Annotated in this window: 24 protein-coding genes; 11 read left to right on the forward strand and 13 right to left on the reverse strand. The window is 55.0% G+C overall.

Features of this window, described 5'->3' with window-relative positions:
* Window positions 1-436 precede the first annotated feature (436 nt).
* Window positions 437-1,666: a peptide antibiotic transporter SbmA gene (sbmA, locus tag DD586_RS09310; protein ID WP_012884558.1), complete on the reverse strand. Its 1,230-nt coding sequence runs from the start codon at window positions 1,664-1,666 to the stop codon at window positions 437-439.
* 375 nt (window positions 1,667-2,041) lie between these two features.
* On the opposite strand from sbmA, the gene DD586_RS09315 reads away from it, so the two are divergent.
* The gene (locus DD586_RS09315) at window positions 2,042-2,632 is read left to right on the forward strand and encodes a hypothetical protein (RefSeq protein ID WP_012884559.1); all 591 of its coding nucleotides are present in this window, start codon (window positions 2,042-2,044) and stop codon (window positions 2,630-2,632) included.
* A gap of 240 nt (window positions 2,633-2,872) precedes the next feature.
* Here the strand turns inward: DD586_RS09315 and sctU are convergent, their stop codons facing one another.
* From sctU to sctW, 11 genes are read right to left on the reverse strand one after another with little or no spacing between them, the layout of a single operon-like run.
* Complete coding sequence (sctU, locus tag DD586_RS09320; protein WP_012884560.1) at window positions 2,873-3,952, reverse strand: type III secretion system export apparatus subunit SctU; 1,080 nt, start codon at window positions 3,950-3,952, stop codon at window positions 2,873-2,875.
* Between the two features lie 36 nt (window positions 3,953-3,988).
* Window positions 3,989-4,792 carry a type III secretion system export apparatus subunit SctT gene (sctT, locus tag DD586_RS09325; protein WP_012884561.1) on the reverse strand — a complete coding sequence of 268 codons (804 nt, stop codon included), beginning with the start codon at window positions 4,790-4,792 and terminating at the stop codon, window positions 3,989-3,991.
* A 7-nt stretch (window positions 4,793-4,799) separates the two neighbouring features.
* The gene (gene sctS, locus DD586_RS09330) at window positions 4,800-5,060 is read right to left on the reverse strand and encodes a type III secretion system export apparatus subunit SctS (RefSeq protein ID WP_012884562.1); all 261 of its coding nucleotides are present in this window, start codon (window positions 5,058-5,060) and stop codon (window positions 4,800-4,802) included.
* Between the two features lie 7 nt (window positions 5,061-5,067).
* Window positions 5,068-5,721, reverse strand: a complete 654-nt coding sequence (gene sctR / locus DD586_RS09335) for a type III secretion system export apparatus subunit SctR (protein WP_012884563.1) — start codon at window positions 5,719-5,721, stop codon at window positions 5,068-5,070.
* Entirely contained in the window at window positions 5,718-6,902 is a 1,185-nt protein-coding gene (gene sctQ / locus DD586_RS09340; RefSeq protein WP_012884564.1) for a type III secretion system cytoplasmic ring protein SctQ, read from the reverse strand. Before sctQ ends, sctR begins: the two co-directional genes overlap by 4 nt.
* Window positions 6,899-7,450, reverse strand: a complete 552-nt coding sequence (locus tag DD586_RS09345) for a type III secretion system HrpP C-terminal domain-containing protein (protein WP_012884565.1) — start codon at window positions 7,448-7,450, stop codon at window positions 6,899-6,901. The genes sctQ and DD586_RS09345 overlap by 4 nt, the downstream gene beginning before the upstream one ends.
* Window positions 7,447-7,926 carry a hypothetical protein gene (locus DD586_RS09350; protein ID WP_012884566.1) on the reverse strand — a complete coding sequence of 160 codons (480 nt, stop codon included), beginning with the start codon at window positions 7,924-7,926 and terminating at the stop codon, window positions 7,447-7,449. Before DD586_RS09350 ends, DD586_RS09345 begins: the two co-directional genes overlap by 4 nt.
* The gene (gene sctN / locus DD586_RS09355; RefSeq protein ID WP_012884567.1) at window positions 7,913-9,295 is read right to left on the reverse strand and encodes a type III secretion system ATPase SctN; all 1,383 of its coding nucleotides are present in this window, start codon (window positions 9,293-9,295) and stop codon (window positions 7,913-7,915) included. Before sctN ends, DD586_RS09350 begins: the two co-directional genes overlap by 14 nt.
* Window positions 9,295-10,266 (reverse strand): type III secretion system inner membrane ring subunit SctD, encoded by a 972-nt coding sequence (gene sctD / locus DD586_RS09360; protein ID WP_012884568.1) that lies wholly within the window; start codon window positions 10,264-10,266, stop codon window positions 9,295-9,297. Before sctD ends, sctN begins: the two co-directional genes overlap by 1 nt.
* 10 nt (window positions 10,267-10,276) lie before the next feature.
* The gene (sctV, locus tag DD586_RS09365; RefSeq protein ID WP_012884569.1) at window positions 10,277-12,379 is read right to left on the reverse strand and encodes a type III secretion system export apparatus subunit SctV; all 2,103 of its coding nucleotides are present in this window, start codon (window positions 12,377-12,379) and stop codon (window positions 10,277-10,279) included.
* Between the two features lie 3 nt (window positions 12,380-12,382).
* The gene (gene sctW, locus DD586_RS09370; protein WP_012884570.1) at window positions 12,383-13,537 is read right to left on the reverse strand and encodes a type III secretion system gatekeeper subunit SctW; all 1,155 of its coding nucleotides are present in this window, start codon (window positions 13,535-13,537) and stop codon (window positions 12,383-12,385) included.
* 323 nt (window positions 13,538-13,860) lie between these two features.
* On the opposite strand from sctW, the gene DD586_RS09375 reads away from it, so the two are divergent.
* The 10 genes from DD586_RS09375 (at window position 13,861) to DD586_RS09420 (ending at window position 22,785) form a co-directional block, all read left to right on the forward strand.
* On the forward strand, window positions 13,861-14,415 hold the full coding sequence (locus DD586_RS09375) for an RNA polymerase sigma factor (protein ID WP_012884571.1): 555 nt from the start codon (window positions 13,861-13,863) through the stop codon (window positions 14,413-14,415).
* Window positions 14,416-14,665: 250 nt separating this feature from the next.
* Window positions 14,666-16,132: a PAS domain-containing sensor histidine kinase gene (locus tag DD586_RS09380; RefSeq protein WP_012884572.1), complete on the forward strand. Its 1,467-nt coding sequence runs from the start codon at window positions 14,666-14,668 to the stop codon at window positions 16,130-16,132.
* Window positions 16,133-16,164: 32 nt separating this feature from the next.
* Window positions 16,165-16,806, forward strand: coding sequence for a response regulator (locus DD586_RS09385; protein ID WP_012884573.1), 642 nt, complete (start codon window positions 16,165-16,167; stop codon window positions 16,804-16,806).
* A gap of 375 nt (window positions 16,807-17,181) precedes the next feature.
* On the forward strand, window positions 17,182-18,159 hold the full coding sequence (locus DD586_RS09390; RefSeq protein ID WP_012884574.1) for a sigma 54-interacting transcriptional regulator: 978 nt from the start codon (window positions 17,182-17,184) through the stop codon (window positions 18,157-18,159).
* Between the two features lie 216 nt (window positions 18,160-18,375).
* Window positions 18,376-18,579, forward strand: coding sequence for a hypothetical protein (locus tag DD586_RS09395; RefSeq protein WP_012884575.1), 204 nt, complete (start codon window positions 18,376-18,378; stop codon window positions 18,577-18,579).
* A gap of 111 nt (window positions 18,580-18,690) precedes the next feature.
* Window positions 18,691-19,068 carry an EscI/YscI/HrpB family type III secretion system inner rod protein gene (locus DD586_RS09400; RefSeq protein WP_012884576.1) on the forward strand — a complete coding sequence of 126 codons (378 nt, stop codon included), beginning with the start codon at window positions 18,691-18,693 and terminating at the stop codon, window positions 19,066-19,068.
* An 83-nt stretch (window positions 19,069-19,151) separates the two neighbouring features.
* Window positions 19,152-19,955: a type III secretion system inner membrane ring lipoprotein SctJ gene (sctJ, locus tag DD586_RS09405; RefSeq protein ID WP_041164909.1), complete on the forward strand. Its 804-nt coding sequence runs from the start codon at window positions 19,152-19,154 to the stop codon at window positions 19,953-19,955.
* A complete protein-coding gene (locus DD586_RS09410) occupies window positions 19,936-20,517 on the forward strand; it encodes a type 1 periplasmic-binding domain-containing protein (protein ID WP_012884578.1) in 582 nt (193 codons plus the stop codon). Before sctJ ends, DD586_RS09410 begins: the two co-directional genes overlap by 20 nt.
* 84 nt (window positions 20,518-20,601) lie before the next feature.
* Window positions 20,602-21,210 carry a type III secretion system stator protein SctL gene (gene sctL / locus DD586_RS09415; protein ID WP_012884579.1) on the forward strand — a complete coding sequence of 203 codons (609 nt, stop codon included), beginning with the start codon at window positions 20,602-20,604 and terminating at the stop codon, window positions 21,208-21,210.
* A gap of 252 nt (window positions 21,211-21,462) precedes the next feature.
* Window positions 21,463-22,785 (forward strand): lytic murein transglycosylase, encoded by a 1,323-nt coding sequence (locus tag DD586_RS09420; protein WP_012884580.1) that lies wholly within the window; start codon window positions 21,463-21,465, stop codon window positions 22,783-22,785.
* A gap of 36 nt (window positions 22,786-22,821) precedes the next feature.
* Here DD586_RS09420 and DD586_RS09425 read toward each other — a convergent pair whose 3' ends face one another.
* Entirely contained in the window at window positions 22,822-23,979 is a 1,158-nt protein-coding gene (locus DD586_RS09425; RefSeq protein WP_228669771.1) for an alpha/beta hydrolase, read from the reverse strand.
* Window positions 23,980-24,101: the final 122 nt, after the last annotated feature.

The raw sequence follows: 24,101 nt of genomic DNA on the forward strand, positions 1-24,101 counted from the left end.
TCCATTTCTGTTTTTTTTATTGGAATTCTATTTGTAATCTGTTAAATGTTTTCGTGTACTAGTTAGATGATGTATTGGTCGTGGTTTTATCTGCTCTCTTTTTCAAAAAATTATTTTTAAATAGCCTGACTAAGTCATATTTTTTCATTTTGTTGTTGGTCGAGAAAATAATGTGATTCTTCCGATAAAGAAAAAAATAATCAGGGAGAGGGCCGTCACGCTCATTCATGCTACACCCCGAATAATTCGGAACTGATAATGTGCGCTATACAGTCCGCTACACAATGCGCTATCTCTCGCTATTGGCGGTAAGTGGGATTGGGCATGTTCATTCAGGTATGGCGGAGAAAGGCATTCGCAGGATAAAGACTGTCGAGAGAGAACCCCGGTTCTGTGCTGTCTGGCCGACTGGCTACACCGAACCGGGGCGCGATGATCAGGTACCGGACGTGGCATCCGCCGCGTCGGTGACCATCGGTACGTCCTTAATGACCGATTCGAAACTACGCAGACGTTTATAAATCGACATCAGCTCGACGATGGTGGTCCACGAGTTAATCAGGTACTGGAATGAGCTACGCACCTGATCGAACACGTTGGTTATCTGGTTCATCAGACCGAGTGTCAGACTACCGGCGACGATCGACGGCAGCAGCATGATAATGCCGAACACATTGTCGGTTTGCAGATAGAGCACCCGTGCAATATTGAAATAGGTGTAATGGAAATAGAGGCGGAAATAGTTTTTCCGCACGTTGGTGAACAGCTGCTTTACCGTTGGCGGTGTGGCACGGGTGGCGTCGTCTTCACCATAGACCAACTCTTTACGATAGGCGGCCTCCACTCGCTGGTTGTTAAATTCCAGCCCCGGCAGTTTGATGCCGATAAACGCCAGCAAGCCCGTCCCTGCTAGTGACCAGACAATCGCTGCGATGACCAGACCGTAAGGTACTTCGCCAATCAACGGCAGGGTTTTGACATGAGATGAAAGGCTGACCAGCACCGGTAAAAAGGCTATCAACGTCATCAATGATTTCACCAGATCTACACCCAGGCTTTCCACGGTGGAAGCAAAGCGCATGGTGTCTTCCTGAATACGTTGCGCGGCCCCTTCAATGTGCCGCAGGGATTGCCAGTGCGAAGAGTAATAGTCATTCATCGCGGTACGCCAGCGAAAGACATAATGGCTGACGAAAAAAAGGTGCATCACGCCTACCGTGACAGCCGTTAGCGCAATACCCAGGAAAATCAGCAACTCTTTGTAAAACGCCTGAATCGTCACCGCGTTAGGGGCACTGAGCGCTTTTTGGATCAGGTCATAAAAAGGGCCATACCAGTCGTTTACCGCCACCCCGATTTCCACCGAAAAGTAGGTGACAAAAATAATCAGTGAGGTTCCCAGAATAGACCAGCGTTGCCAGGGGTGGGGACGTAATAGCGCCCAAGCTCCTGCGAAAAGGCAAACGCACAGCAGGTAATAACCGTAAAACCACAAAAAAGCGGGTGACAGGAACCGTGCGGCCCTGTGCGGCAACGGCTCGCTGATGTGCAGCAGGCTGTCACCCAGCGGGCGTCCCCAGCCATACCAAATGATCACTGCCACCAGTGACCAGATCAGCGCGGAAGAGAAAAACCACTTGGGATTGGGAAAAAACGACTTGAACATAAGCGCACTTTGTATCCGTAACAGGAGAATAATTGCTGTAATAGCAAATATTTAACCTAAGTGCAGGATTATATTGAAACGATTTTTGACGATGATGGCTTTTTCTTTACGCAGCCGTGCAGTGACAGGGAGCTTACCGTGGCACGACACACTCGACAGGCAGGTATCATTAGGGTGACCGGTTGGCTGACTGCGGTGTGTCGACGAGGCTGACAACGTTGTCAGGTCTTGATCGATGTTATCAGATTTTTTGGTGAAAACGGGTGTGTTAAAGTAGAACGCGATTTATTGCGAGTATCTCGTGTTTTCGTCGCTTAAGAATAAAAATGCACCAATAGTGTGTCAGGTAGTTTATATGGGCTGGAGGGATGGATTGTGGTGAAATATTTGGGGTTGGCTGGCTTGTTGTTATTAACGGCATGTTCATCACTGACTACTGTGAGTGATTATAATAAAGATTTAACAGATTCGCTTGCCGATAAAAGAGTCGGTATTGCCTTCGATATGAATAATAATAGAACGCGGGTCTACCCGGAAACGAAAACATGTATTGATCTCTACTCAAAAAATAACGGATTCGTTCCTGTCATGCGTTTGAGTAAAAAATCGATAGGGATGCCAGTCGTCGATGAAATGAGTGATAAGCATCAAGAGTTCTGGGTGAGTGCCAATGGGTATATCGCGGTCAGGGTGCTCTACACCGGTGAAAACAATCACAGGTCGTTCTTCTCGCCCGATGTGTTAGTGTCAGAGAGCGTGATTGCCTTTAAGCCTGAAGCGGGTTCATTTTATTACGTGACGATTGATTTCAAGGACAGAAACGCAGAAACAGGAAAATACTTAAGGGTGTATAAAATTGTTGATAATGCGTCGGGAGAAAAAACATTACAGCATGTCGAGATGCTGATATTGAGAAACTGTCCAGGTCAACAACCGTGGTACACAAAAGCCGGTGCGGCGATATGATTTTATTTTCTTAGACCGCTAACGTGTATCCCTGCTGATAGGCTATCGGCAGGGATACACCCCAAATATACCCGTCATACTTCAAGTTGCAGGTGTGTTGGCTGCCCTCGTTCACCCCAGTCACTTACTGATGTAAGTTCCTGGGGATTCGCTCGGTTGCCGCCGTCCTGCAACTCGAATTATTTTGGGTATAAATGTCTAAGCAAAATAGTAAAATAAAAAACATGGCTCCATCTGTGGTTAATCCAGTTCAATGATTTCCTGCTGGCTCAGGTCATTATCCAACTGGCGTAATACCCGATAGACCTGCGCAACCGACTGTAAAGTATGGCGTGGAATGTAGTGACCCTCGGGGACCCGATACAGAGTTCGTGCCAGCCAGATAAAGCGGATCACCGGCACATTGGCGTGCTGCGCGCGAGCGATGAGCGCTTTGGCCTGTTCGTCTTCACCCTTGAGTAGAATGCGCGGTAAGGGTGTTTTGCCGGGGCGATAGAATAGCGCCACCGCGTAGTGTGTCGGGTTAACCAACAGCAGGTCGGCATCCTCGATGTTGGGTTTGGCGCGAGGGCTGGCCGGTTCGTTGAGGATTTCCTGGGCGACCGATTTGCGATGCCCCTTCATGTGGGGGTCGCCTTCCGAATTTTTGAACTCGTTACGGATATCTTCATGACTCATGCGTTGCTGCTTGAGGAAGTAGTATTTTTGCAAGCCGAAGTCGAGTATCGCCAGCGCCAGCAGTGAGGACAGGGTGGTGCGTGCCACACTTTTCAGTACACTCTCCACACCTTTCCAGAAGGCGGTCAGGTCGCCATAGGCTAACTCCACCAGCCATTCCAACTGCGGTATGACGACGAGCCAGAACACCAATCCGATGGTGGTTGCCTTCAGAATAGAGGTCAGCATGTCGGTGAGCTTGCGCATCGTGAACATTTGCTTGATTTGATTGACCGGGTTGAGGCGGTTGAAATCGATTTTTAGCGCTTCCACCGCGAACAGCGGGCCGTACTGAATCCAGCCGCCGACAATACGCATCAGCAGTGCCACACTAATGGTCAACAGGCAGAAGGTGCTCAGCAGTGATAACGCTTCGCTGAACACTTCATCGGCGGCATGGACGAACGGGTCAGACAGACGGCTCAGCGGCAATTGCATTAATGCCTGTAATTTGCTCATGCCGTTATCAGTCAGTGCCAGAATCATCTCCAGCAATGCAAAGCTAATCAGCAGTTTGGGAACATCCTGACTTTGACCGACTTCCCCTTTTTTGCGTGCATCCTGCAATTTCTTGGAGGTGGGTTTTTCGGTTTTTTCGCTCATCCTGGTACCTTAGTGGTTAGTCGTCATCTTCAACGCTCAGGACGACGCCTGAAAGAACAGCGGAAATAGGTGTTTCAGGTCGGCCAGCGCCTTGAGTCGGCCTTCACCGAGAAACTGCAACACCGGCATGTAGAGCACGAAAAACGCCATCCCGGCCAGGCACTTGGCCGGGGCGGACAGCACGTAGACCTGCAATTGCGGGCTGTAAAGACTAAGAATGGCGATGCTGAACTCCAGCAACAGTAATAACGCCACCAACGGACCGGCATACACAATCATGTGTTGAAAGGTGTCGTTGAGCAGACCTAGATAGGTGTGAAAACCCAGCTCTGATAACGGCGGCAGAAAATCCAATGCTGGCCATAGCTGGTAACTGTCCCACAGTAATTGCGTGAAGCCGGAAAACCCGATGGTGATAACCAGCAGCAGGGTAAACAGCTCTTTCATCATGTGGCCAAGCGGGGTGGCATCGCTGCCCAACGCCGGGTTGAGCTGGCCGCCGGTCAGCGCGCCACGCTGGTTATCGAACAACGCGCCCACAGATTCAAACAGCCAGAACGGCATGGCCAGCACCACCCCCAGCAACACTCCAATGATCAGTTCTTTGAGCAACAGCGCGGGTAACATGGGCCAGGTTATTGTGGTGGTTAACATGTGTTGTTGGATAGCACCGGCCGGGACTAGCGCGATGGCAAGCGCCACCGCGTTGCGCAGCATGCCTTTGATAATGCTGAAAGAGAACAGTGGCACCAGAAACAGGCATGGATACAACCGGGCCACGCCGAGCGTTAGCGCGTAAATAAAGTCGTAAATAGACTGGAGGGTGGCAAGAGAGATCATCGTGATTTCATGCCCGGACTTGTTCAATCATATTAAAAGCCATTACCGCCAGTTGGATTAACTCAACGCCTATCCAGCGACCGGTCATGGCCAGCACCAACCCCACCGCCACCAGTTTGACGGCAAAAGGCAACGTTTGGTCCTGTAACTGCATCACCGCCTGCAGCAGTGAAATCAGTACACCGACCACCACCGCGACCAGCAACGGTGGCGCAGACAGCATCACGACCAACACCATCGCCTGCCGGAACAGAGTGAGCGTTTCCATGGTGACCTCACAGGTAACTGTAGAACAGGCCGTCCAGCAGACGCGTCCAGCCGTTAACCAGCACGAACAGCAGTAGCTTGAGCGGGAGCGAAAGGGTGGTCGGCGCGACCATCTGCATCCCCAGTGCCAGCAGGACATTAGAGACAATCAGGTCGATAACGATGAACGGGATATAAATCAGAAAACCGATTTTAAACCCGGCTTGTAGCTCTGAGAGCACGTAAGCGGGCAGGATTAACAGGATGTTCTGGGTAGTTATTTTCTCCGTCATTGCAGCAGGCCACATGCGCAGGCTGTTTTCATGCAGATGAGTGAGGATATCCGGGTCGGTGTTGCGCGACATGAACTTCTGCAATGGTTCGATGCCGCGGGTCACGCTGCTTTCCAGCGCATCAAGGCTGCTAAAATCCACCGGTGCGTCCTGAAACCGCAGTTTGATGTCGCTGAATACCGGTGCCATCACGAACAGCGTGGCGGCGAGCGCCACACCGTATAACGCCATGTTGGGGGGCACTTGCTGTACCCCGATGGCGTTGCGGGTGAGCATCAGTACCATCGATATTTTCAAAAAACAGGTGCAGACGATCATCGCCAGTGGAATCAGTGACAGCGACCCCAGAAACAGGGCAAACATCACCGGATCGAAGTTGCCTGAGGTCATCGTAATGACTCCGTGGCGATCTCCCGGCCAGCAACCGGCCCACGGGTGATTTGTAACCCCAGTCGACCTTCTACATTGACCAGTTCTCCCTGCGCCAGTGGTTGCTCGCCGTGATACAGCGTGGCTTCGCCGGGGATGGCCTGTTGCAGGGTTAACACGGTACCGGGGGCGAGTTGCTGCAAATCCTGTAGTGTCAGCGTCAGGTAGCCGCAGCGTACCGTCAGTGCCAGCGCGAGCGGAGGCAGTGGATAACCCGACAGCGGCTCGCCAGACGGCAACGTACTCTCTGCACATGGCGAGGTGTGTTGCACGTTGCAGGCATCAAGCGTGGTGTCGCCATAAGACGCGGTGTTGTCAAACGGTGTAGGGTCGCCAACGGGTATCGGATCGTCAAAAAATGTGGTCACGGGGCAGTCCTCCAGTTCTGTCACGGCAAACCAGTAAGGGGCGAGTGCCTCCATCCTGAGTTGCCCGGTTAACCGCCGGTCGGCCAGCGTAATGCTGCCGTCACCTTGCGGTGAGAAGTACTGTCTATGTGGACAGATCACGTCGCCCGGTTCCAGACTCGCTAACTGTTCTGGTGACAACGTCACGTCTGCCAGTGTCAACGGCAGGCGTATCGCCAGATGGCTGGGCAAGGTAGCGTGCGGCGCGTACCACCCCGGCCGACATAGCCAACGCTGCACCGTATGGAATGACATTCGTAACCGGCTACGAATGCGAAAATCCCCCCGAATTACCTCCAGCCACAATGTTAATTCGGCTGATGTGTTATCACCTGAATGCGCATTGTCATCTGATGCTGCTACAAAATCAGGTTGTGCAGGTGACAGCGGCTGAATTTCACCGAACAGTTCGCGCAATGCCGGGCTGAGCGCCTGATTGTAGTGCGTCCAGTAACGGGTCACGGTTTCATTGCTGTCATGCTCGCCGGGCAATAGTGCCGGGCAGGCGGAGAGCAGCGACAGCAAGGGGGCAGCATTGTCCAGCCATAGTGTACCGTCGTGGCAACGCCAGCCGCTTTCCGCTCCGACAGCGGGCGCGTCGTCTGCTAACTGTATGCGCAATTCCCCCTGTTGACCCTCCAGCGTGAAGGCGAAACGCTGTGCGCTCGCCAACTGGCGTGATAGGGCCGCCTGTGCCTGACTGATGTGCCGTAGTGTCTGTGCCAGTGGGATCATGCGTCGTCATCCTCCCTACTGTCGAATTGCAGGCGTACCGGTGCACGCAACGTGCTCGCCAGCGAACGGCGGCACGCATCACGCTGGTTTTTCAACCGTTCATAGGTGGTTTTGCCAAACCGCAGCGACACATCCCAGCCATTAGCGGGGAGCGCTACCATCCGAACATCTACGCAGCCCAGCTGTGGTAACTGCACGCTGAACGACAGCGGCTCGCCACGGTGTAACGACGGCATGTCAGACAGCGAGGATTCCAGAGCTGACCAGCCCGCAGGCATGACGGGTGTTGTTTGCGCCGGGGTATCCTGGAAGGACGTCGGTGTAAGCGCAGGATACAGCGCCAGCGATGGGCCAAACGGCAGCCAACTGACATCGGGCAGCACGTCGTCAGGTTCGGACAGGCGGCCGAACGGCTTCCAAAACACGTCATCGTCAGCAGCGTAGCCATACCCGGACACATAACCGGGCAGATCCGGTTGCGACTGGTGCGATAACGGTGACGGGCCGGAGGGCGAAATCTCGGGTGGGATGGGCCGGGAAGGGGTCATATCGCCTCCTGATAGGTGGTTAACAGAAATTCGAGTTTCTCGACGGCTTTCTGGCAAAGGTGTGCGGTTTCCCTTGCCTGCCCGACCTGTTGCTGTTGGTTCAGGTACTGTTGCTGCCAGTCGGTACACAGCAGTACCTGGGCCTGAATCTGGCGGATGTGTTGTTGTTCCTGCTCTAGCTGGTTTTTCAGGGTTTCCAGTGTTTGGGTTTTGCCCAAGGCTTCGCGCAGAAAGGTGTCGCGCTGTTGTTGCCATTCGGCCTGCAACTGTTGCAATTGTGCTTGTTGGGTGCGCAACGCGGCCTCGGTTTGCCTGAGCGCCTGCTCGGCCTGACGCAACTGGCGTTCGGCGCGGCTAAGGCGCTGTCGGCGGATCGGCAACAACGGCGTCAGTGCTGCATGCAGTTCTTGCACACGGCTGTCTGGCTGTTCTTCTTCCATTACACTGACGGATATCATGGTGTTAGAGAGTGGCATACTGACTCACCTCGGCGAGTTGCATCTGGATGTCGTCAAAGGATTGCGGTTCACGCATCGCCTGTTGCAGAAAACGGTTGATGTCATCGTTGGCGTTGACGGCGGCGTCGGTGAGTGCATCGTGTCCCGGTTGGTATTCACCGAGACGAATCAGCATTTCTACCTGTTTGTACGCCGCCATCAACCGACGTACCGCGTTGGCGTTGCGGGTATGTTCTGTGTCGACGACATTGCTCATGGTGCGGCTCAGGCTCATCAGAACGTCGATAGCCGGGTAGTGGTTGCGTTCAGCCAGACGCCGCGACAGCACGATGTGACCGTCAATCAGCGAACGGACTTCGTCGGCGACCGGGTCATTCATCGAGTCCTGTTCGATCAGCACCGAGTAAAGCGCGGTGATCGCCCCCTGACGGGTTTGCCCGGCACGTTCGACCAGCCGGGGCAGCAGCGTATAGACCGAAGGCGGTAACCCGCCGCGCCCCTGCGGTTCGCCGAGCGCCAGGCCGATTTCACGCTGGGCGCGGGCAAAACGGGTTAACGAGTCGATAATCAACAGCACCTGTTTACCTGTAGCGCGAAAGGCTTCGGCGATGGCGGTCGCGGTAAACGCCGCGCGGGCGCGCTCCATGCTGCTGCGATCGGAGGTGGAGCAGACCAGCACGGTGCGGCTTCGTAACTGCGCATCAAGCTCATGGTCGAGAAACTCGCGCAGTTCGCGGCCACGCTCGCCGATTAAACCGAATACGATAGCGTCACAGGGCGTATTACGCGCCAGTTCTGCCAGCAAGGTGGTTTTGCCGCAGCCTGCACCGGCGAATATCCCCACGCGCTGGCCACAGCCGATAGTCAGCAGACCGTCGATGGCACGCAGTCCGGTAGGAAGTGGCGAGGCAATGCGCGGGCGTTCGGTCGGCGGCGGTGCGTCGCCGATCACCGGCATCGGTGGGCTGGCGCTAAGCGAGCCTGGCTCCACAAATGCGCTGTGGCTGCCGTGTTCCAGCGGCCTGCCGAAGCCATCGAGCACGCTACCGAACAGGGCTTCGGATACCTGTACGCAATGCGGCTGGTACAACGGTGTGACGACAGCGCCCTGAGCGATACCGTCCAGCGCACCCAGTGCCGACAGAAAGGTATTTTTCGGGCTGAAACCGACAATTTCCGCCAGCACAGGTGAGTGGTCGTGACGTTCGATCAGGCACAAATCGCCGATGCGAGCGTTAGGCAGGCTGGATTCCAGCAAAATACCGCGGATACCGAGGATTTGCCCCTGCCGTATCACCGGCGAATAAGCCGCCAGCTGGCGTTGCTGCTGTTGCAGCCAGTGGGTGATTGCGGGGTAACGGCTATCGATGGTGTCCTGCGTCGTCATTACCAGTTCACCTTGATCTGCTGTTTGCCGCGAAATTCGATCTGGCTATCGTTGATGCTGACCAGCCGCAGGTTATCCACTTCGTCGCCAACGAAAAGGCGTCGGCCATCGGCGGTGACGATGTTGGCTTTCGGACCACTGGTGACCTGCACAATCTGGAACGGTAGCGCGTCGGTTTTCTCCGCCGTGTGATTTTCAATCTGTAAGGCGGTGACGTAGCGTTGGTGGAATTGTGCCAGCATTCGTGCCAGTCGGGTGTGTTGCGCGGGTAAGAGCGCTCCGCTCAGCACGACGCGGTTGTTGTCCTGACTGAGGGTGACCAGTCGCTCCAGTTCGCGGTCAGTGAGCATGGTTTGCAGTGTGCTGTTCAACTGTGGCAGCGTGCCGATGGGCAAACGGTTATCCTGCGGTGACGGCGCAGGCGGCATCGCCGCCGTTTCCTGTAGCATCCAACTTCCGACGATCATAAACAGTAATACGCCCAGCAGCAGGTAACTGCATTTCGCCCACAGCGGCAGACGGCGTTTTTCCCGGCGTGCGGCGCTGGGGTCTGGCAGGGAAGGCTGGGGCATATCCATAGTGATATCGGCATCCGTAGAGAGCATGTCGGCGTCGATGGTCGCACTGTCGTGGTCTGAAACGGCCTGCGGTGATGTCGCGGGGGTGTCTTCCTGCCACGGGGTGTCGGCGCTGACCACGCATAACCAGATAGCCCCGACGGTGAATGGTGTGCCGGGCGGTAATAGTAGCGACTGTTCCACGTTGTGGCCTTCGCTATTACCGACAGGGCCATCCAGTACGCAGACCTGCCAGCCGTCGGATGAGGTTTCCAGCAGGCAGTGCTGCTCGCGGATACCGGGATCGTAGAGCACCATGTCGGCCTCATCGGCCGAGCCTATACGCCATGAGGTTCCGCTCAGCGGCAGCGCGGCCCCACGGTGCAATCCGGTCAGAACTCGTAGTTCAAACATATTGCGTTTCCTATGCGTTAAAAGGGTCAGTTCTATCCTGCAGGTCGATACGACCGGCGACGTTGATGGACAGATGCGATTCCAGTTCGGTGAATGACAGCACGGGAACGTGATGAAACTCGTCCTGTAATAGAATGCGCAGTGGACTGCGCAGGTCCTGCGCGACCAGGATCAGCGCTGATGACGGCAGCATCGGTGGGAATGCGCGTCGCAACTGGCCGAGCAGAGTGGCGGCGTATTCCTGGTTGAGCGCGAAGAAGGTATCGCTTTGCGTCTGGCGTAACGCGTCACGCAGCAGCTCTTCGGTTTCTGGTGTGAGCAGCCAGACGGTAAGGCTGTCTTCCTGACTGTACTGATGGCAAATTTGGGCTTTCAGTTCCAGACGCACATAGTCGGTCAGGGCGTTGATGTCGCGCTCATGCTGACCGATATCGATCAGCGCTTCGGCAATCGGCCGCACTGAGCGTAGCGGCACCCGTTCCGACGCCAGGCGTTGCAGCACACTGGCAAAACGCGACAGCGGCATAATGCGTTGCAACTCCTGCGCCAGTTCCGGTTGTTCGCTCTCCAGCCAGGCGAGGATCGATTTGGTTTCCTGTAACCCGATAAACTGTGCGCCGCTGCGGTGCATCGCATTCTCCATACGCATGAGGATCAGCGCCTCCGCGTTCCAGGGGCACAGTTGTGGCTGTTGCAGCATCGGGTGTTCCGGCGTCATCCACAGCAAGTGGTGTTCATCACGGGCAGCAAGGCCGGGTATCATGCCGTCGTCCTGCCCGTCTTGCGGCAGTTGTTCGCGTGAAACGGCCAGCAACGGTACGCCGAAACTGGCCCGCAACTGCGGAATTTCATAAACACAGAAGCGAAACTCATCTTCCGGGACGGTAGGGGTGAATTCGATATCAAACGACGGCAGGGTAAAACCAAAGTGATACACCAGCCGGTTGCGCAGGCGTCGTATGTTTTGCACCAGAACGGCGGCCGCGGCGGTGCCTTGCCATACCGTGTGAAACTGCAACAGGTAGGCACGGGTGGGGTTGAAGCGCCGCAGGTCCTGATACCCGTTCTGGTCGGCAGGCAGGTTGTCGTTTGCCAGTAACGCATCCTGCAGGCCGTTTTGTTTGGCTCGCCAGAGCTGGAATAATCCGCTGCCGAGCGAAACCAGACTGATCATCAGAAAGACCAGTGTTGGCATACCCGGCAACAGGGCGAACCCCAGCATGCCGACCGACGAGATAATCCAGGCTTTGGGCTGGCTGGTCAGCTGTTCGGCAATTTCCCGGCCAATATTATTGTCCGTTTGCTGGCCATCAGCTGACACACGGGTGATGATCATGCCGGCGGTCAGTGAAATCAGTAGCGCTGGGATCTGGGCAATCAACCCGTCGCCGATGGTCAACACCGAGTAGATATGCATGGCGTCACCGGCGGCCATGCCGTTTTGCAGTACGCCGATGGCGAAGCCACCAATCATGTTGATAAACACGATCACCAGACCGGCGATGGCATCCCCCTTCACGAACTTCATCGCGCCATCCATCGCGCCGAACAGTTGGCTCTCTTTGGCGAGGTTTTCCCGGCGCTGGCGGGCCTGTTGGGAATCAATCAGCCCGGCACGCAGATCGCTGTCGATAGACATTTGTTTACCGGGCATGGCGTCCAGCGTAAAACGCGCGGCGACTTCCGCCACCCGCTCCGACCCTTTGGTAATGACCAGAAAGTTCACCACCGTCAGGATCAGGAAGATCACCAAACCGACCGCCAGGTTGCCGCCAACCACAAAGTTGCCGAATGCTTCCACCACGTGACCGGCATCCTGTTGCAGCAGGATCTGCCGGGTGGTGGAGATAGACAACGCCAGCCGAAACATGGTGGTCAGCAGCAGTACCGCCGGGAAGGTGGAAAACGCCAACGGTTTAGGCAGGTACATCGCCAGCACAATCAGCAGTGATGAAATACAGATGTTGAGCGCAATCAGCACGTCGATAAGATCGGTCGGCAGCGGGATGATCATCATGAACACTATCGCCATGACGATCACAGCACCCACTACCTCGGAGCGCTGCATCGCGCTCATGGCAAAACGGTTAAGCCAGGCGATCAGCACAGCCATCGGTTACCCCTTAGCCTGGGTTCGGCCGTTCTGCTGTTGTTTTTCGTACTGGGCGATATCGCCAATCAGACCTCGAATCAGCTGCAGGGCGGTGAGTCGATTTTTGGCATCGCGCCACAGCGGGTGCGGCAGGTCATTGACCAGCGGCAGCAACCCGTTGAAAAACAGTAACTGGCGCTGCATGTCTTGCCCGGCGACTTCGCGGCCCAGATTGTGCAGATCACGGGCATACGCCCCGTTGCCGCTCAGGCCAATTAACCGCCGCGTCAGGTCTACCGCGCTCAGTGTGCATTCCGGCATCCGCGATGCCAGCCTTGCCAGCAGTGACTGACTGGCCGACAGCGTATGGCTGAGCTGGCGTGAGTCGTTCAGGTTGCTGAGCATCCGGCTTAGCGCCGTTTTTGAGATGGATGGCGCCAGTGAGGCGATATCCGCCGCCAGCGCGCGCTGGAGGGTGCGCAATCCGGCCGCGAAATGCTGAGGGTCAAAACGTTCCAGCAGGGCATCCAACAGCGCGGCGGGAGACTGTTGGTGGACAATGCGCTGGTAGTAAAGCTCACGTAGCGCTTGCTTCTGATTCGGATCGGTACTGAACAGGGAGATAGCGGCGGCGGTGTTCAGACCGGCCCGGACTTCCGGGCCTTTTTCTTGTTGCAACTGCGCCAGGCTCTGGCTGGCTGCCTGCGTGAGCGCGGCGTCCTGCTGTTGTTGTGCCTGACTTAACACATGGCGCAGCACGATATCGCTGCGCGCCGCATCACCGCCTGCCGCGTGCAGAATAGCATCGACTGTTGGTGGCGATGACTGGCCCAACAGCGCCTGCATCTGACGAATTTGCTGGTCAAGCGTCGGGTGTTTCGGGTTTTCCAGTAACTGAAACAGCTCCGTCAGTTTTTCGATACGTTCGATATTGGCCAGCATGCGGCTTTGCGGCTGGCTGATTTGCCGACGGCTAAGCGCCTTGCTTTTGCGTTCAACCTGCTCGCCAAAACTGGCCGTGACTTCTTCCATCGCATCGTTCAGCGCTTTGTCGTGCGACGGGCGAGCCTCGCTGGCTTTGGCCGGTGAACCGACCGGCTCCTGATCGTCGATATCGTTGTCGTTGATGGATGTGCTGCTGGTCGTGAGCACAGAAGAAACGTTGTTGAGTGAAATCATGGTCCTGTCCTGCCTGAAGCTGCCTTAGCGTTAGCGGTGTGCTGTTATGTGGCTGGACCTGGTGCTGGGTTCCCGTTAAATGATGCAAGTCAACAATGATAAGTAACAATTAGTTATTATTTATGTTTGAAATTATTTGGTTGATTTGCTCTGCAAGAGTTTGCAATTCGGACCGAATTCCATGGGCAATAACTGGCGTAAAAAGCCACATAAATAAAAAATAAATCATTATATAACAGTTGGTTAATTAGTTTTCATGGGCTGGCACGCGCCTTGCTCTCCCGGATGCGCCAATGAGGGCACAACGATGGAGAGTAAATGAAATGGAAACTACTGCACTGAAACAATTGGATGTGTGTCAGGTTCATACCCCTGCCAATACCGTGGACTGGGAGCAGGTTTTCCGCCTGCATGGCAAGCGACTGCAAAACTTCATTCGTAAGCGTGTATCGAACCGTGAGGATGTGGAAGATTTACAGCAGATGACCTATCTGGAAGTGTTGAAAAACCGTGAGAAATTCGCCGGTGCCTCACGTCCGGAGACCTGGGTTTTCGGCATCGCTCTGAATCTGGTGCGCAACCATTTCAAGCAGGCGCGTTATCGCACCGTTGATATCAGCGACGAGGTGTTGGAGGTCGTGGAAGTGATGTCAACGGATATCGATCCCAGCCGGATTACGGAGTGTGATCACGCGCTGGACCGCGCGCTGGCCGCCAGTGCGCACTTGCCGGAGGACACACGCAAGATGTTAGTGATGCTGCTGGATGCCGATATCAGCTATCAGGATATTGCCACTCAGCTCAACATTCCTATTGGTACGGTTCGTTCGCGTCTTTCCCGCGCCAGAGGATATCTGCGCCAGGCCGTTGATGCATAAGCTCAAACCCTGTGCGGTACGCCCGCGCAGGGGATGACTTATATTGCCATGCTCAGGAGGGCATCTCCCGTGGATCGGGAGATGAAGGAACCTGTCAGTCAGCATCAGGCGGTAGTCGTCACGTCGAGTGACGGCACCGCCTAACAGGGTCGCAGGTCTTTTCACCTGAAGGCGATGCCTGCGGCTTTCCTTTCGCTGCCGACGCCTGTAAGCGCGCGTCGGCAGGCTTAGCGCTAGCAAGGAGATGGCAATGTTATATACCCCGACTTCCCGGCAACCCCAGCAGCCGGACGATGTACCGCCGCTGGAGTTGGTGGATTTTGCCTTTAGCCGTATCAAGGATGCCATTTATATCGTCAACGATAGGGAGCGGTTTTGTTACGTCAATGACGAGGCCTGTCGCATGCTGGGCTACAGTAGCCACGATTTTCGTCGCATGCAGATACACAACATCGATCTGAGCTGGAAAAAAGAAGAGGCGAATCGCCACTGGCGCGATCCGCGCTGCTGGAAGCGTGGGCTGACGTTTGAAACCCAGCATAAAACCCGCTCGGGGATGATCCTGCCGGTAGAAGTCAGCGTGAATCATTTTCTCCATAAAGGACGACAGTACAGTATGTGTGTAGTCAGGGATATTCGTGAGCGTAAACAGAATGAGCAACTGGCCTATGCCCGGGAACAGGAATTCCAGGCGCTGGTCGAGAACTCACCGGATCTGATTACGCGCTTTGATCCAGAGCTTAACTGCCAGTACGCCAACCCGGCTACGCTGGCCCATTTGCGTTTTACCGCCGAGCAGTTACGTGGACGCAGGATGACGGATTTACTGCCGAATGCCCGCTGCGCACAGCGGATTTTGCAACTGGTGAAGCGGGTGGTAGATACACAAAGCAGCGTTGAGGGGGAACTGGAAGAGGACATGGGAGTAACGACGACGCGCCATCGGGTTATCCACCACATTCGTTGTGTCCCGGAGTTTGACCAGAACGGTCGGTTGACTTCGATTCTGACGGTCGGGCGCGATATCACCGCCATACGCTACGCCGAAAAAAAGCTCGAAAACTCTCACATGCAATTACGGTTGCTGGCGCGCCAGAGGGAAATTTCCCGGGAAGAGGAGCGTAAGCACATCGCCAGAGAAATTCATGATGAACTGGGCCAACACCTGACCTCCATGCGGATGAGCCTGTCGCTGATGCGCATGCAGTTTGCCCGTGATAATCCGCATATGCTGACACAATTACAGAATTTAATGGCATTGTCTGATAAGACCATCCAGGTGGTGCGACATGTCGCGACCCGGTTACGGCCCAACGTGCTGGACATGGGCTTAACGCCGGCACTGGAGTGGCTGCGTGATGATTTTATTCGTCAGTATCGCTGCCCTTGTTTGTTGCATGCTCCAGAGCCGGAAGTGCTGCTCAATGATGAGTATGCGACCGCGGCGTTTCGGGTGGTACAGGAGTCGCTCACTAATATTGCACGGCACGCACAAGCGACACGGGTGGTGATTTCACTGGAAAATCGCGATGGCATGATTGTGTTAAGCGTGCGCGACAACGGTAAAGGATTTGACGCTCAAACCTGTAAACCTAATGCCTTCGGCCTGATGAGTATGAAAGAGCGTGGCCGGATGCTGGGAGGTGAAGTGACGATAGACAGCCAGCCGGGAGTCGGTACGCTGGTTCGATTGACGTTTCCGCAGGATACCGCGTAACACAGATTTCTCTAAAGGGGACGAAAACGCGAATGGATAGACTGATAAAACTGATGATCGCCGACGATCATGTGATTATGCGTGAAGGGTTAAAGCAGATCTTTGCATTAGACGAGAGTCTGGAAGTGGTGGCAGAGGCGGGAACCGGCTCACAGGTGCTCTCGCAACTGCGGGAATGTCAGGTTGATTTGCTGCTGCTGGATATGTGTATGCCAGGTATTTGCGGCGAAGAGCTGATTATTCGCATTGTGGCGCAGTATCCGCGTCTGCCGATTCTGGTATTAAGCATGTACAGCGAGCCGCAAATCGCCCGGCGGGTGTTGAAGAGCGGGGCGCTTGGCTATATCACGAAAGATAAAGATCCGGAGGCGTTATTGTCGGCGATTCGCCGGGTTGCACAGGGCGCACGCTATATTGACCACAGCATCGCCGAACAAATCGTGTTTGCGGATTGCCAGGCACAAGGCGATGGGCGCCATGACCTGTTGACCACGCGCGAGCATCAGATCATGGTCATGCTGGCGCAGGGGCTGGGGGTGAATGCGATTGCCGATATGCTGGCCATCAGCAATAAAACCGTCAGTACCCATAAATCACGATTAATGGAGAAGATGCAGTTCACCACCAATGCGGATATTGTGAAATACGCATTGAGCCAGCGTTTAATCGTCTGACGCTACTCTGTTGTTTAGCCCCCGTGTTTGTCGCGATGAAAAGTTGCGATGGCAGAGGGGGCATCCTGCCTGCAACTTTCGTAACACTCTGATTACACTCGTTTCCGTAGTAAGACTATTCCTACTTCGCGCGCAGAAATCCCTACCTTAACTTCAGCGGTTGGCTGATGGTTTGTTTTGCCGTCGGCGGTAATGTGTGCGCGTACCATCAATAATCTGTTAAGTCGGTCAGATTTATCGCTGTTAATCGTTAGCAAATCGTCAAGATAACGAGATGGTCGTCAGATAAGCAGGATGTCGTTACCCACGTAACGGCCTGACAGGGATAGACCTGGCAGCGCGATAACGGAATACAGGAAAAATACAGGAGTAGTCATGACGATAAGGAATAGCAATGAATTCGAGCAGTCACGTCATTGTGTCTCCCATGAGTCTTTGTTAACCCCCCCTCTGGAAGATATACACGGCCCACTCTCTTCACTCATCCATACTATTGCCCCTCTCCATGTTGATATCGTACTGGAAGGAGAAACTGGCACCGGCAAAGATACGCTGGCGCGCCGTATTCATCAGCTTTCCGGTTGCCCCGGCCCGCTGGTGGCAGTGAATTGCGCCGCCGTACCGGAAACACTGGCGGAAAGTGAATTGTTTGGTGTGGTATCCGGCGCGTATACCGGTGCCAGCCGCTCTCGTGCCGGATATCTGGAAATTGCAGATAAAGGCATCCTGTTTCTGGATGAAATCGACAGTATGCCGTTGACGCTACAGGCGAAAATGCTGCGGGTACTGGAAAGTCGCGGTATTGAGCGGCTGGGCAGCACCCAGTTCAAACCGGTAAACATGCGGGTGATTGTCGCCACACAAACGCCGTTGCACAAGCTGGTGGAAAAGGGGCGCTTTCGCCGCGACCTTTACTTCCGACTGGATACGGTAAAAATTCAGTTGCCGACGTTACGTTCGCGTACAGAGATTATCCTGCCGCTGTTTCAGCGTTTTTTGCACGACGCCGCCGCGCGCCTGAAACGGCCGGTGCCTGGTGTGTCAGCCATGATGCAGGAGCAACTGTTGATGCATGATTGGCCCGGCAACATCCGTGAACTGAAAGCTGCCGCGGAACGCTGGGTTTTGGGGCTTTCACCGGTGCCGGTAGCCGCAGACGGCGGGAAAGCGGGGAATGATACGCCGTTGACATCACTGAAGGTGCGGTTGCGCCGCATTGAGCGTTTCCTGATTCAGGAAGCGTTGCAGCGTAACGATCACTGTATCGATAACGTCGTCCATGAGCTGGGTATCCCCAAGCGCACGCTCTATCACCGCATCAAATTGCTGAATGTCGCTGCGCGCGGACTGTAGTGCGAACCGCAGCGTGGACCGTAGCGCCGATAGCCGCGTAAGTGGTTATTGATCAGGCTGGAACCTGTTATCACCACCAGGGGAAAAAAAGTGAATCTCTTGCGGAACTCCCCCTTACGTTCTCCTACTTAACTTATGAACACGATGACTGTGTCTGTCGCCGGTTCACTGGCGAAATTTACTTTATCAATCAATTGCTAACTGGAGATATCTATCATGATGGGACTTTCTAACGCTGCTGCGATGACCAGTATGAAAATGTTGGACGCTACCGCTGCTCAGACGACATTAATGACCTCTGCCGCCCAGGCGCAGACCATGAAAACCAACGCCATGTCGTCCATCACCGATATGCAGATGGACTCCGCCACCAAAGCCATGAACTCCGGGCAGAAAGCGGCCAAAGCTATTCAGTTCTGATGTTGTGTAGGTAGTCGACTACCGGGGGGAGTGTTCCCCCGGTTTTTTTATCACTAAACGGTCATCAAAAAAGCATTCACCAAAAAACATCCATCAAAGAGGAACGGACTCATGATGAAAGTGACCCGCGTCAATGCGCCTCAGGGCGTTGTCAATGGCATTGCGAATGGCAATGCGCCGCGCCGTCCGGATATCCCTGCGCAAGCGGATGTGAACTGGTTTAGCTCCGCTATCGAACCCGCCGCCCCGGCAACACCGACCGCCGACAACAAGGCCTGGCTGGGGGCGCTGGCGGAGAAATCTGACAAGCTGGAAAACCTGCTGCAAAAAGCTGAGCGCCAGGTCGGTAAAAGCATCACCGGCAATAACCCGAAAGATGTGATGGATGCGACCCGGACATTGTCGTCGTTTTATCTGGAAAGTCTGCTTAATGCCAAGGTGGTGGCGAAAAGCGTTCAGAGTCTGGAAAAACTGACCAACCTGCAATAACCGCGAATAACCCTGAGTTAATCCATGGTCCGCATCGTCATGATTAGCCCAGGCATGATCAACCCATAATCAATGGCACCATGATGAGTCAATCCATCCTGCACCGATTCCTGACCCTGCTACTGGCGATACTGATTGCTGGTTGCGGCGATCGCGTGGAGCTCCATCGCGGTCTTTCTGAAAACGATGCCAATGAAGTGATTGCTGCGTTAGGGGGCTATCACATCGGGGCGGAAAAGCGTACGGATAAAGCGGGTGTCAGTATTCTTATTGATGTTAAGGACATGGAGCGATCCGTCAACATTCTCAATGCCGCCGGGTTGCCCCGCCAGGCCCGCACTAATCTGGGCCAGGTCTTTCAGAAGACCGGCGTGATTTCCACACCGCTGGAAGAGCGCGCTCGTTACATTTATGCCTTGTCTCAGGAAGTGGAATCCACACTCACGCAGATTGACGGCGTGCTGGTGGCGCGGGTTCATGTCGTGCTGCCTGAGCGTATTGCACCAGGGGAACCTATTCAACCGGCGTCTGCCGCCGTGTTCATCAAATACCGGCCTGAACTGGAACCTGACAGCATTGAGCCGCGCATTCGCCGTATGGTGGCCAGCAGTATTCCGGGGCTGGCCGGTAAGAGTGAAAAAGACCTGGCTATCGTGTTTGTACCGGCGGAGCCGTACAAAGATCACATTCCAACCGTATCGCTGGGGCCGTTTCAACTGATGCCGCAGACCATGACGCAATTACAGTGGCTGGCTGGGTTACTGGCGTTGGCGCTGGCGGGCGTATTGGGCTGGCGTTTTGGTAAGCCCTGGTGGGTGCAGCAGGTAGCCAACAGAAAACAGGCGCAACCAGACGCGAGGGCGGAGCATGAACAACATGCCCGGTGATCATGACGTCCTGCGCTGGAACCAGTGGTGGTGTTATGGCTGCCTGCAACAGGCGGACCCAAGCTGGTTTGATGCGTCGTGCTTTGACGAGAGCGATATGGCGCTGGCATCGGTACACCATACCGCCATCCGTCATCATCTCGGTCTGGCGGAGGCCTATCCTCCTGAGCCGCAAAACGCGTTGCTGCAACTGGGGCAACTGGAGGCGATGGCGCGTCATCAGGTTCTGGTGTTGATAGCTACCGTTTGCCGTGAAGCATCAGGCGAGTTACCGCAAGCACTGGCCGTCTGGTGTCGACGGCTGGCGAAGGCATTGCGCCCCGGTTTGTGGTTGCCACCGTCGCTGACGTTTGCGCAACACCGGGAACAGGATGCATTGGTGATATTACACCATCGCTTTCCCGCCTCTTGTCGGGGTCGTTTACAGCTGTTGTACCCACGTGACTGGCGTGATTGCGCGCAAGAGCAGCTGTCTAAAGACTTACCTGCCAGCCGCATCACCAGTCTGTGTGACGCGATCATCTGGAAAGTCGTGACAACGCAGGCATCAGTGGCTGGGTAGTTTCCTTCTAAAATAGTTTACTGAATAAACTATTTAGCGTTAAGTTATCAATCGTGAGTCTAATCACTATCAGGGAGAGGGAGTATGTTGACCAGACGCTGTTTAAAACTGGTGGCAGGCACCGATATGCAGGATGCAGAGGTGATCCGGGTTGGACAATTGCAGCAGCACCAGCACGGGGTGACGGTGATAGAAAAAGCACGGCAGCAGGCCAACGTGTTGCTGGATGAAGCCCGTCAGCAGGCGGATGAGTCTGTGGCGTTGGCGACCATTCAGGCCGAGCGGCAATTCTGGCAGCAGGCGGATGAGATATTACGCGGCTGGCAACAGGAGCGTGAACAGATGGAAAGCTGGTTGGTATCACAGTGCAACCAATTGCTGAGCGATGCGATGCATCAGATCCTCAACACAGTCCCTGACGCTGAGCGTTACCCGGCGCTGTTGCGCCAGTTATTGCGCACCCAAGGTGGGGAAGGTAGCGGCACACTGTATTGTCACCCCGACCGTCAGGCCGACGTGTCCGCCTGGCTGACCAAACACAGCCATCTGGGCTGGAAACTCAGCAACGATGAAGCACTGACGCAGGATACCCTGAAGCTGATTACCGCGCAGGGAGTCATGACCCTGAGCTGGCAGCGGGCGGTAGAGCAACTGTTACCACAAGGGCCAACGCCGACGTTAAACGGCGTGTGATGACGCGTACCGGGGCAAGCCGCAATACGTCGTTACTCTGACACATGTAATACTACGCATAATCCCAGCCGGTGACACTTATGTCACCGGTTGTCTGTATCTTCCCGCCTGTTGCTGCACTATTACTGTAAGCGCGGTTGCACAATTCCAGGGTGGTGCCCGGCAACGTTCCGGGCCTGCTGTTTGGCATGTCTTCATACCCTAAATAACTCGAGTTGCAATATGGCGGGTATCTCGTAACGGAATAGTCAAATGGTCAATAGCGGAACCCAGACATCATCGATGATGTCGATGGCGAAGGTAATGAAGGTAGTCGTGGTGCTGCTCGGCACCGGGGTGTTAAGTTCATGCGCCCACCAGCACAAGCCTCCCGGCGAATGTCGGGATATTAATAGCTTGCTGACAGCGCACGGTATCACTGACACGCCTACAGGGCTACCGACGCCAGATGAAAGTTTTGAACAATGGAAAGCAGAGGTACGTCAGGACGCTCTGGCGCAGGGAATCACGGCGGATACCTTTGATAGCGCATTCGCCGGTCTGACCCCAGACAACGACGTAGTGGCGGCTACGCAAAAGCAGCCTGAAGTGATCGTGCCGGTGTGGACCTACATTGCACAGCGGGTGACGCCGGATAACCTGGCGCAAGGGAAAGCCTTGCTCAAGCAATACCAGAAGGTGACGGCGCGCATTGAGCAGCGCTACCAGGTGGATCCCCCCTTGCTGTTCGCCTTCCTCTCCATTGAAAGCAATTATGGTGCCAATACCGGCAACAAAGCGGTTGTCCGTTCGCTGGCGACGCTGGATTACTACAATTATCGTCGGGCGTTTAACCGGCAGAATCTGATTGCGGCGTTACGCATGATTCAAAACGGCGATGCGCGGCCAGAGCAGATAAAAGGCTCCTGGGCTGGCGCAATGGGGATGCCCCAGTTCATACCCACCTCTTATCTGCAATATGCGGTGGATTTTGATGGCGATCACCACCCTGATATCTGGACCTCATTCCCGGATACACTGGCGTCGGTAGCAAATTACATGCAGCAGGCCAAATGGAAAGCGGGCGTGCCCTGGGGGATGGAGGTCAATTTGCCCGCCCGTTTCGATTATGCCGTTTCCGGTTTGGATAATCAGAAAACGGTTGCTGACTGGCAGGCGCTTGGGGTGAAAACGGCCGTGCCCCGAGACCTGACGTCGCTGTCTGCCGAGAAAGCCTCGATATTGCTGCCGGTCGGTAAGAATGGCCCGGCGTTTCTGGTGACGGGGAATTTCCGCGCCATTTTGCGGTATAACAATTACGTTTCCTATGCGCTGACCGTCGGCTTGCTGTCGGATAACTACCAGCATGATACGCCGGTACTCAAACCCTGGCCGCAGCGGGAAACGCCGTTGACGCGCAAAGAGCGCGAGGCGCTGCAAATTCTGCTACAGGAAAAACAGCTCTATCAGGGCGCTATCGACGGCAATATTGGAAGCGGCACCATGCAGGCAATCCGTACTTATCAGCAGCAGCAAGGGTTAGCGGCGGATGGGTATCCCGACCATGCGTTGCTTGACAGATTGCGCTGCGGCTAGCTCTGATGATCTCTAGCTCGTCGTCACGATAACCATTCACGATGTCACAATATTGTGCGCTGCCTGCACCAGCAGGTCGGCGCACGACTCGGTCATCGGCCCCAGCAGGCCGTGGATACCGAGCGTGTGTCCGACATCGGGCAACCGCGTGATATCGACATGCGCAAAGCGGTGTCGGACACGTTCGAATAATGCCACTTCGGCTGCCACATTGACCTGCGTATCCATCTCGCCGAAATAACAGAGAATACGGCTTTGACAGTGTGCCAGGTGCTCAATTTCCGGTAATTCACTCTGATACCACTGTTTCCACCAGGCGTAAGACGAGTGGGTGAATGGCGCGTCGGCTGGCCACGGCTCCTGATCGTCATGTCCTAACACCATCGCACTCTGTTGCTCGAAACTCGCCTGCAATGTGGCCGTCATGCCATCGAAATCCGCTTGATCCCAATATCCCTTGTAGGGCAACAGGTCGTTGATAGGTTGCAGAAACGCCAGCGGGCTGTGGCCAAACCCGTTTTTCAACTCTTCCAGCGTCAGCCGGTCTCCAGCATGGGGAATGGCTTTAAGCCAGGTGACCGTGCGGTGAATCAACTGCCATTCCATCAGTTGTTTCATGGAGGAGAAGAGTGGGGAGATCAATATCAGAGCTTTGGCCGTGACAGTGTAACGTTGCATCAGACGAGCAAGGTTAATCGTGCCTTCGGAATGCCCCAGCAAAATGAGGTTGTGACGGTCGATGTGTGGCAGGTCGATGGCGTACTGATAGAGCGTATACAGGTCGTCACATTGACTTTGCGGGGTTACCGTCTGGCGAACGGCGGCGTCGATAAATAAACGCCGGTATGCCAGATCACGGTTGAACAGGTATTCCGGGTTATCCAGCGTCTTGTCGCGCAGGTGACTTTTGACGCCACGGCCATCAAACCGCAGCACCGCCAGCCCGGCGTCCAGAAACTCCTGTGCCAGACAGGTAAAGACAAAATCCGCCTGAGTGCCACTATTGCCAAGTAGATAATGACGCTCGTGCATACCGCTACCGGGCACCAGCATCACTAACGGATAACGCCCTGCGGGTGTTTGCGGGTAGTTGATCTGACCGGTGAGGGTGGCTTTCCCATCCAGCGATTGCAGTGCAAATGTTTGCACCGGGTATTTGTCATTTAACTGGTCATTTTCAAGATAAGTTTTCACCACGCTCGCTCCTGATTGCCCTGTTTATGCTCTGGCAGTGTAAGACGAGCGAGGTCGGGTTGTCTTGCGCTGTCGCAGGTCTGTTTGACCACCACACAACCCCCACCGCGTTCACCGGCGCG

This window comes from Dickeya parazeae Ech586 (assembly GCF_000025065.1).
Classification (GTDB): Bacteria; Pseudomonadota; Gammaproteobacteria; order Enterobacterales; family Enterobacteriaceae; genus Dickeya; species Dickeya zeae.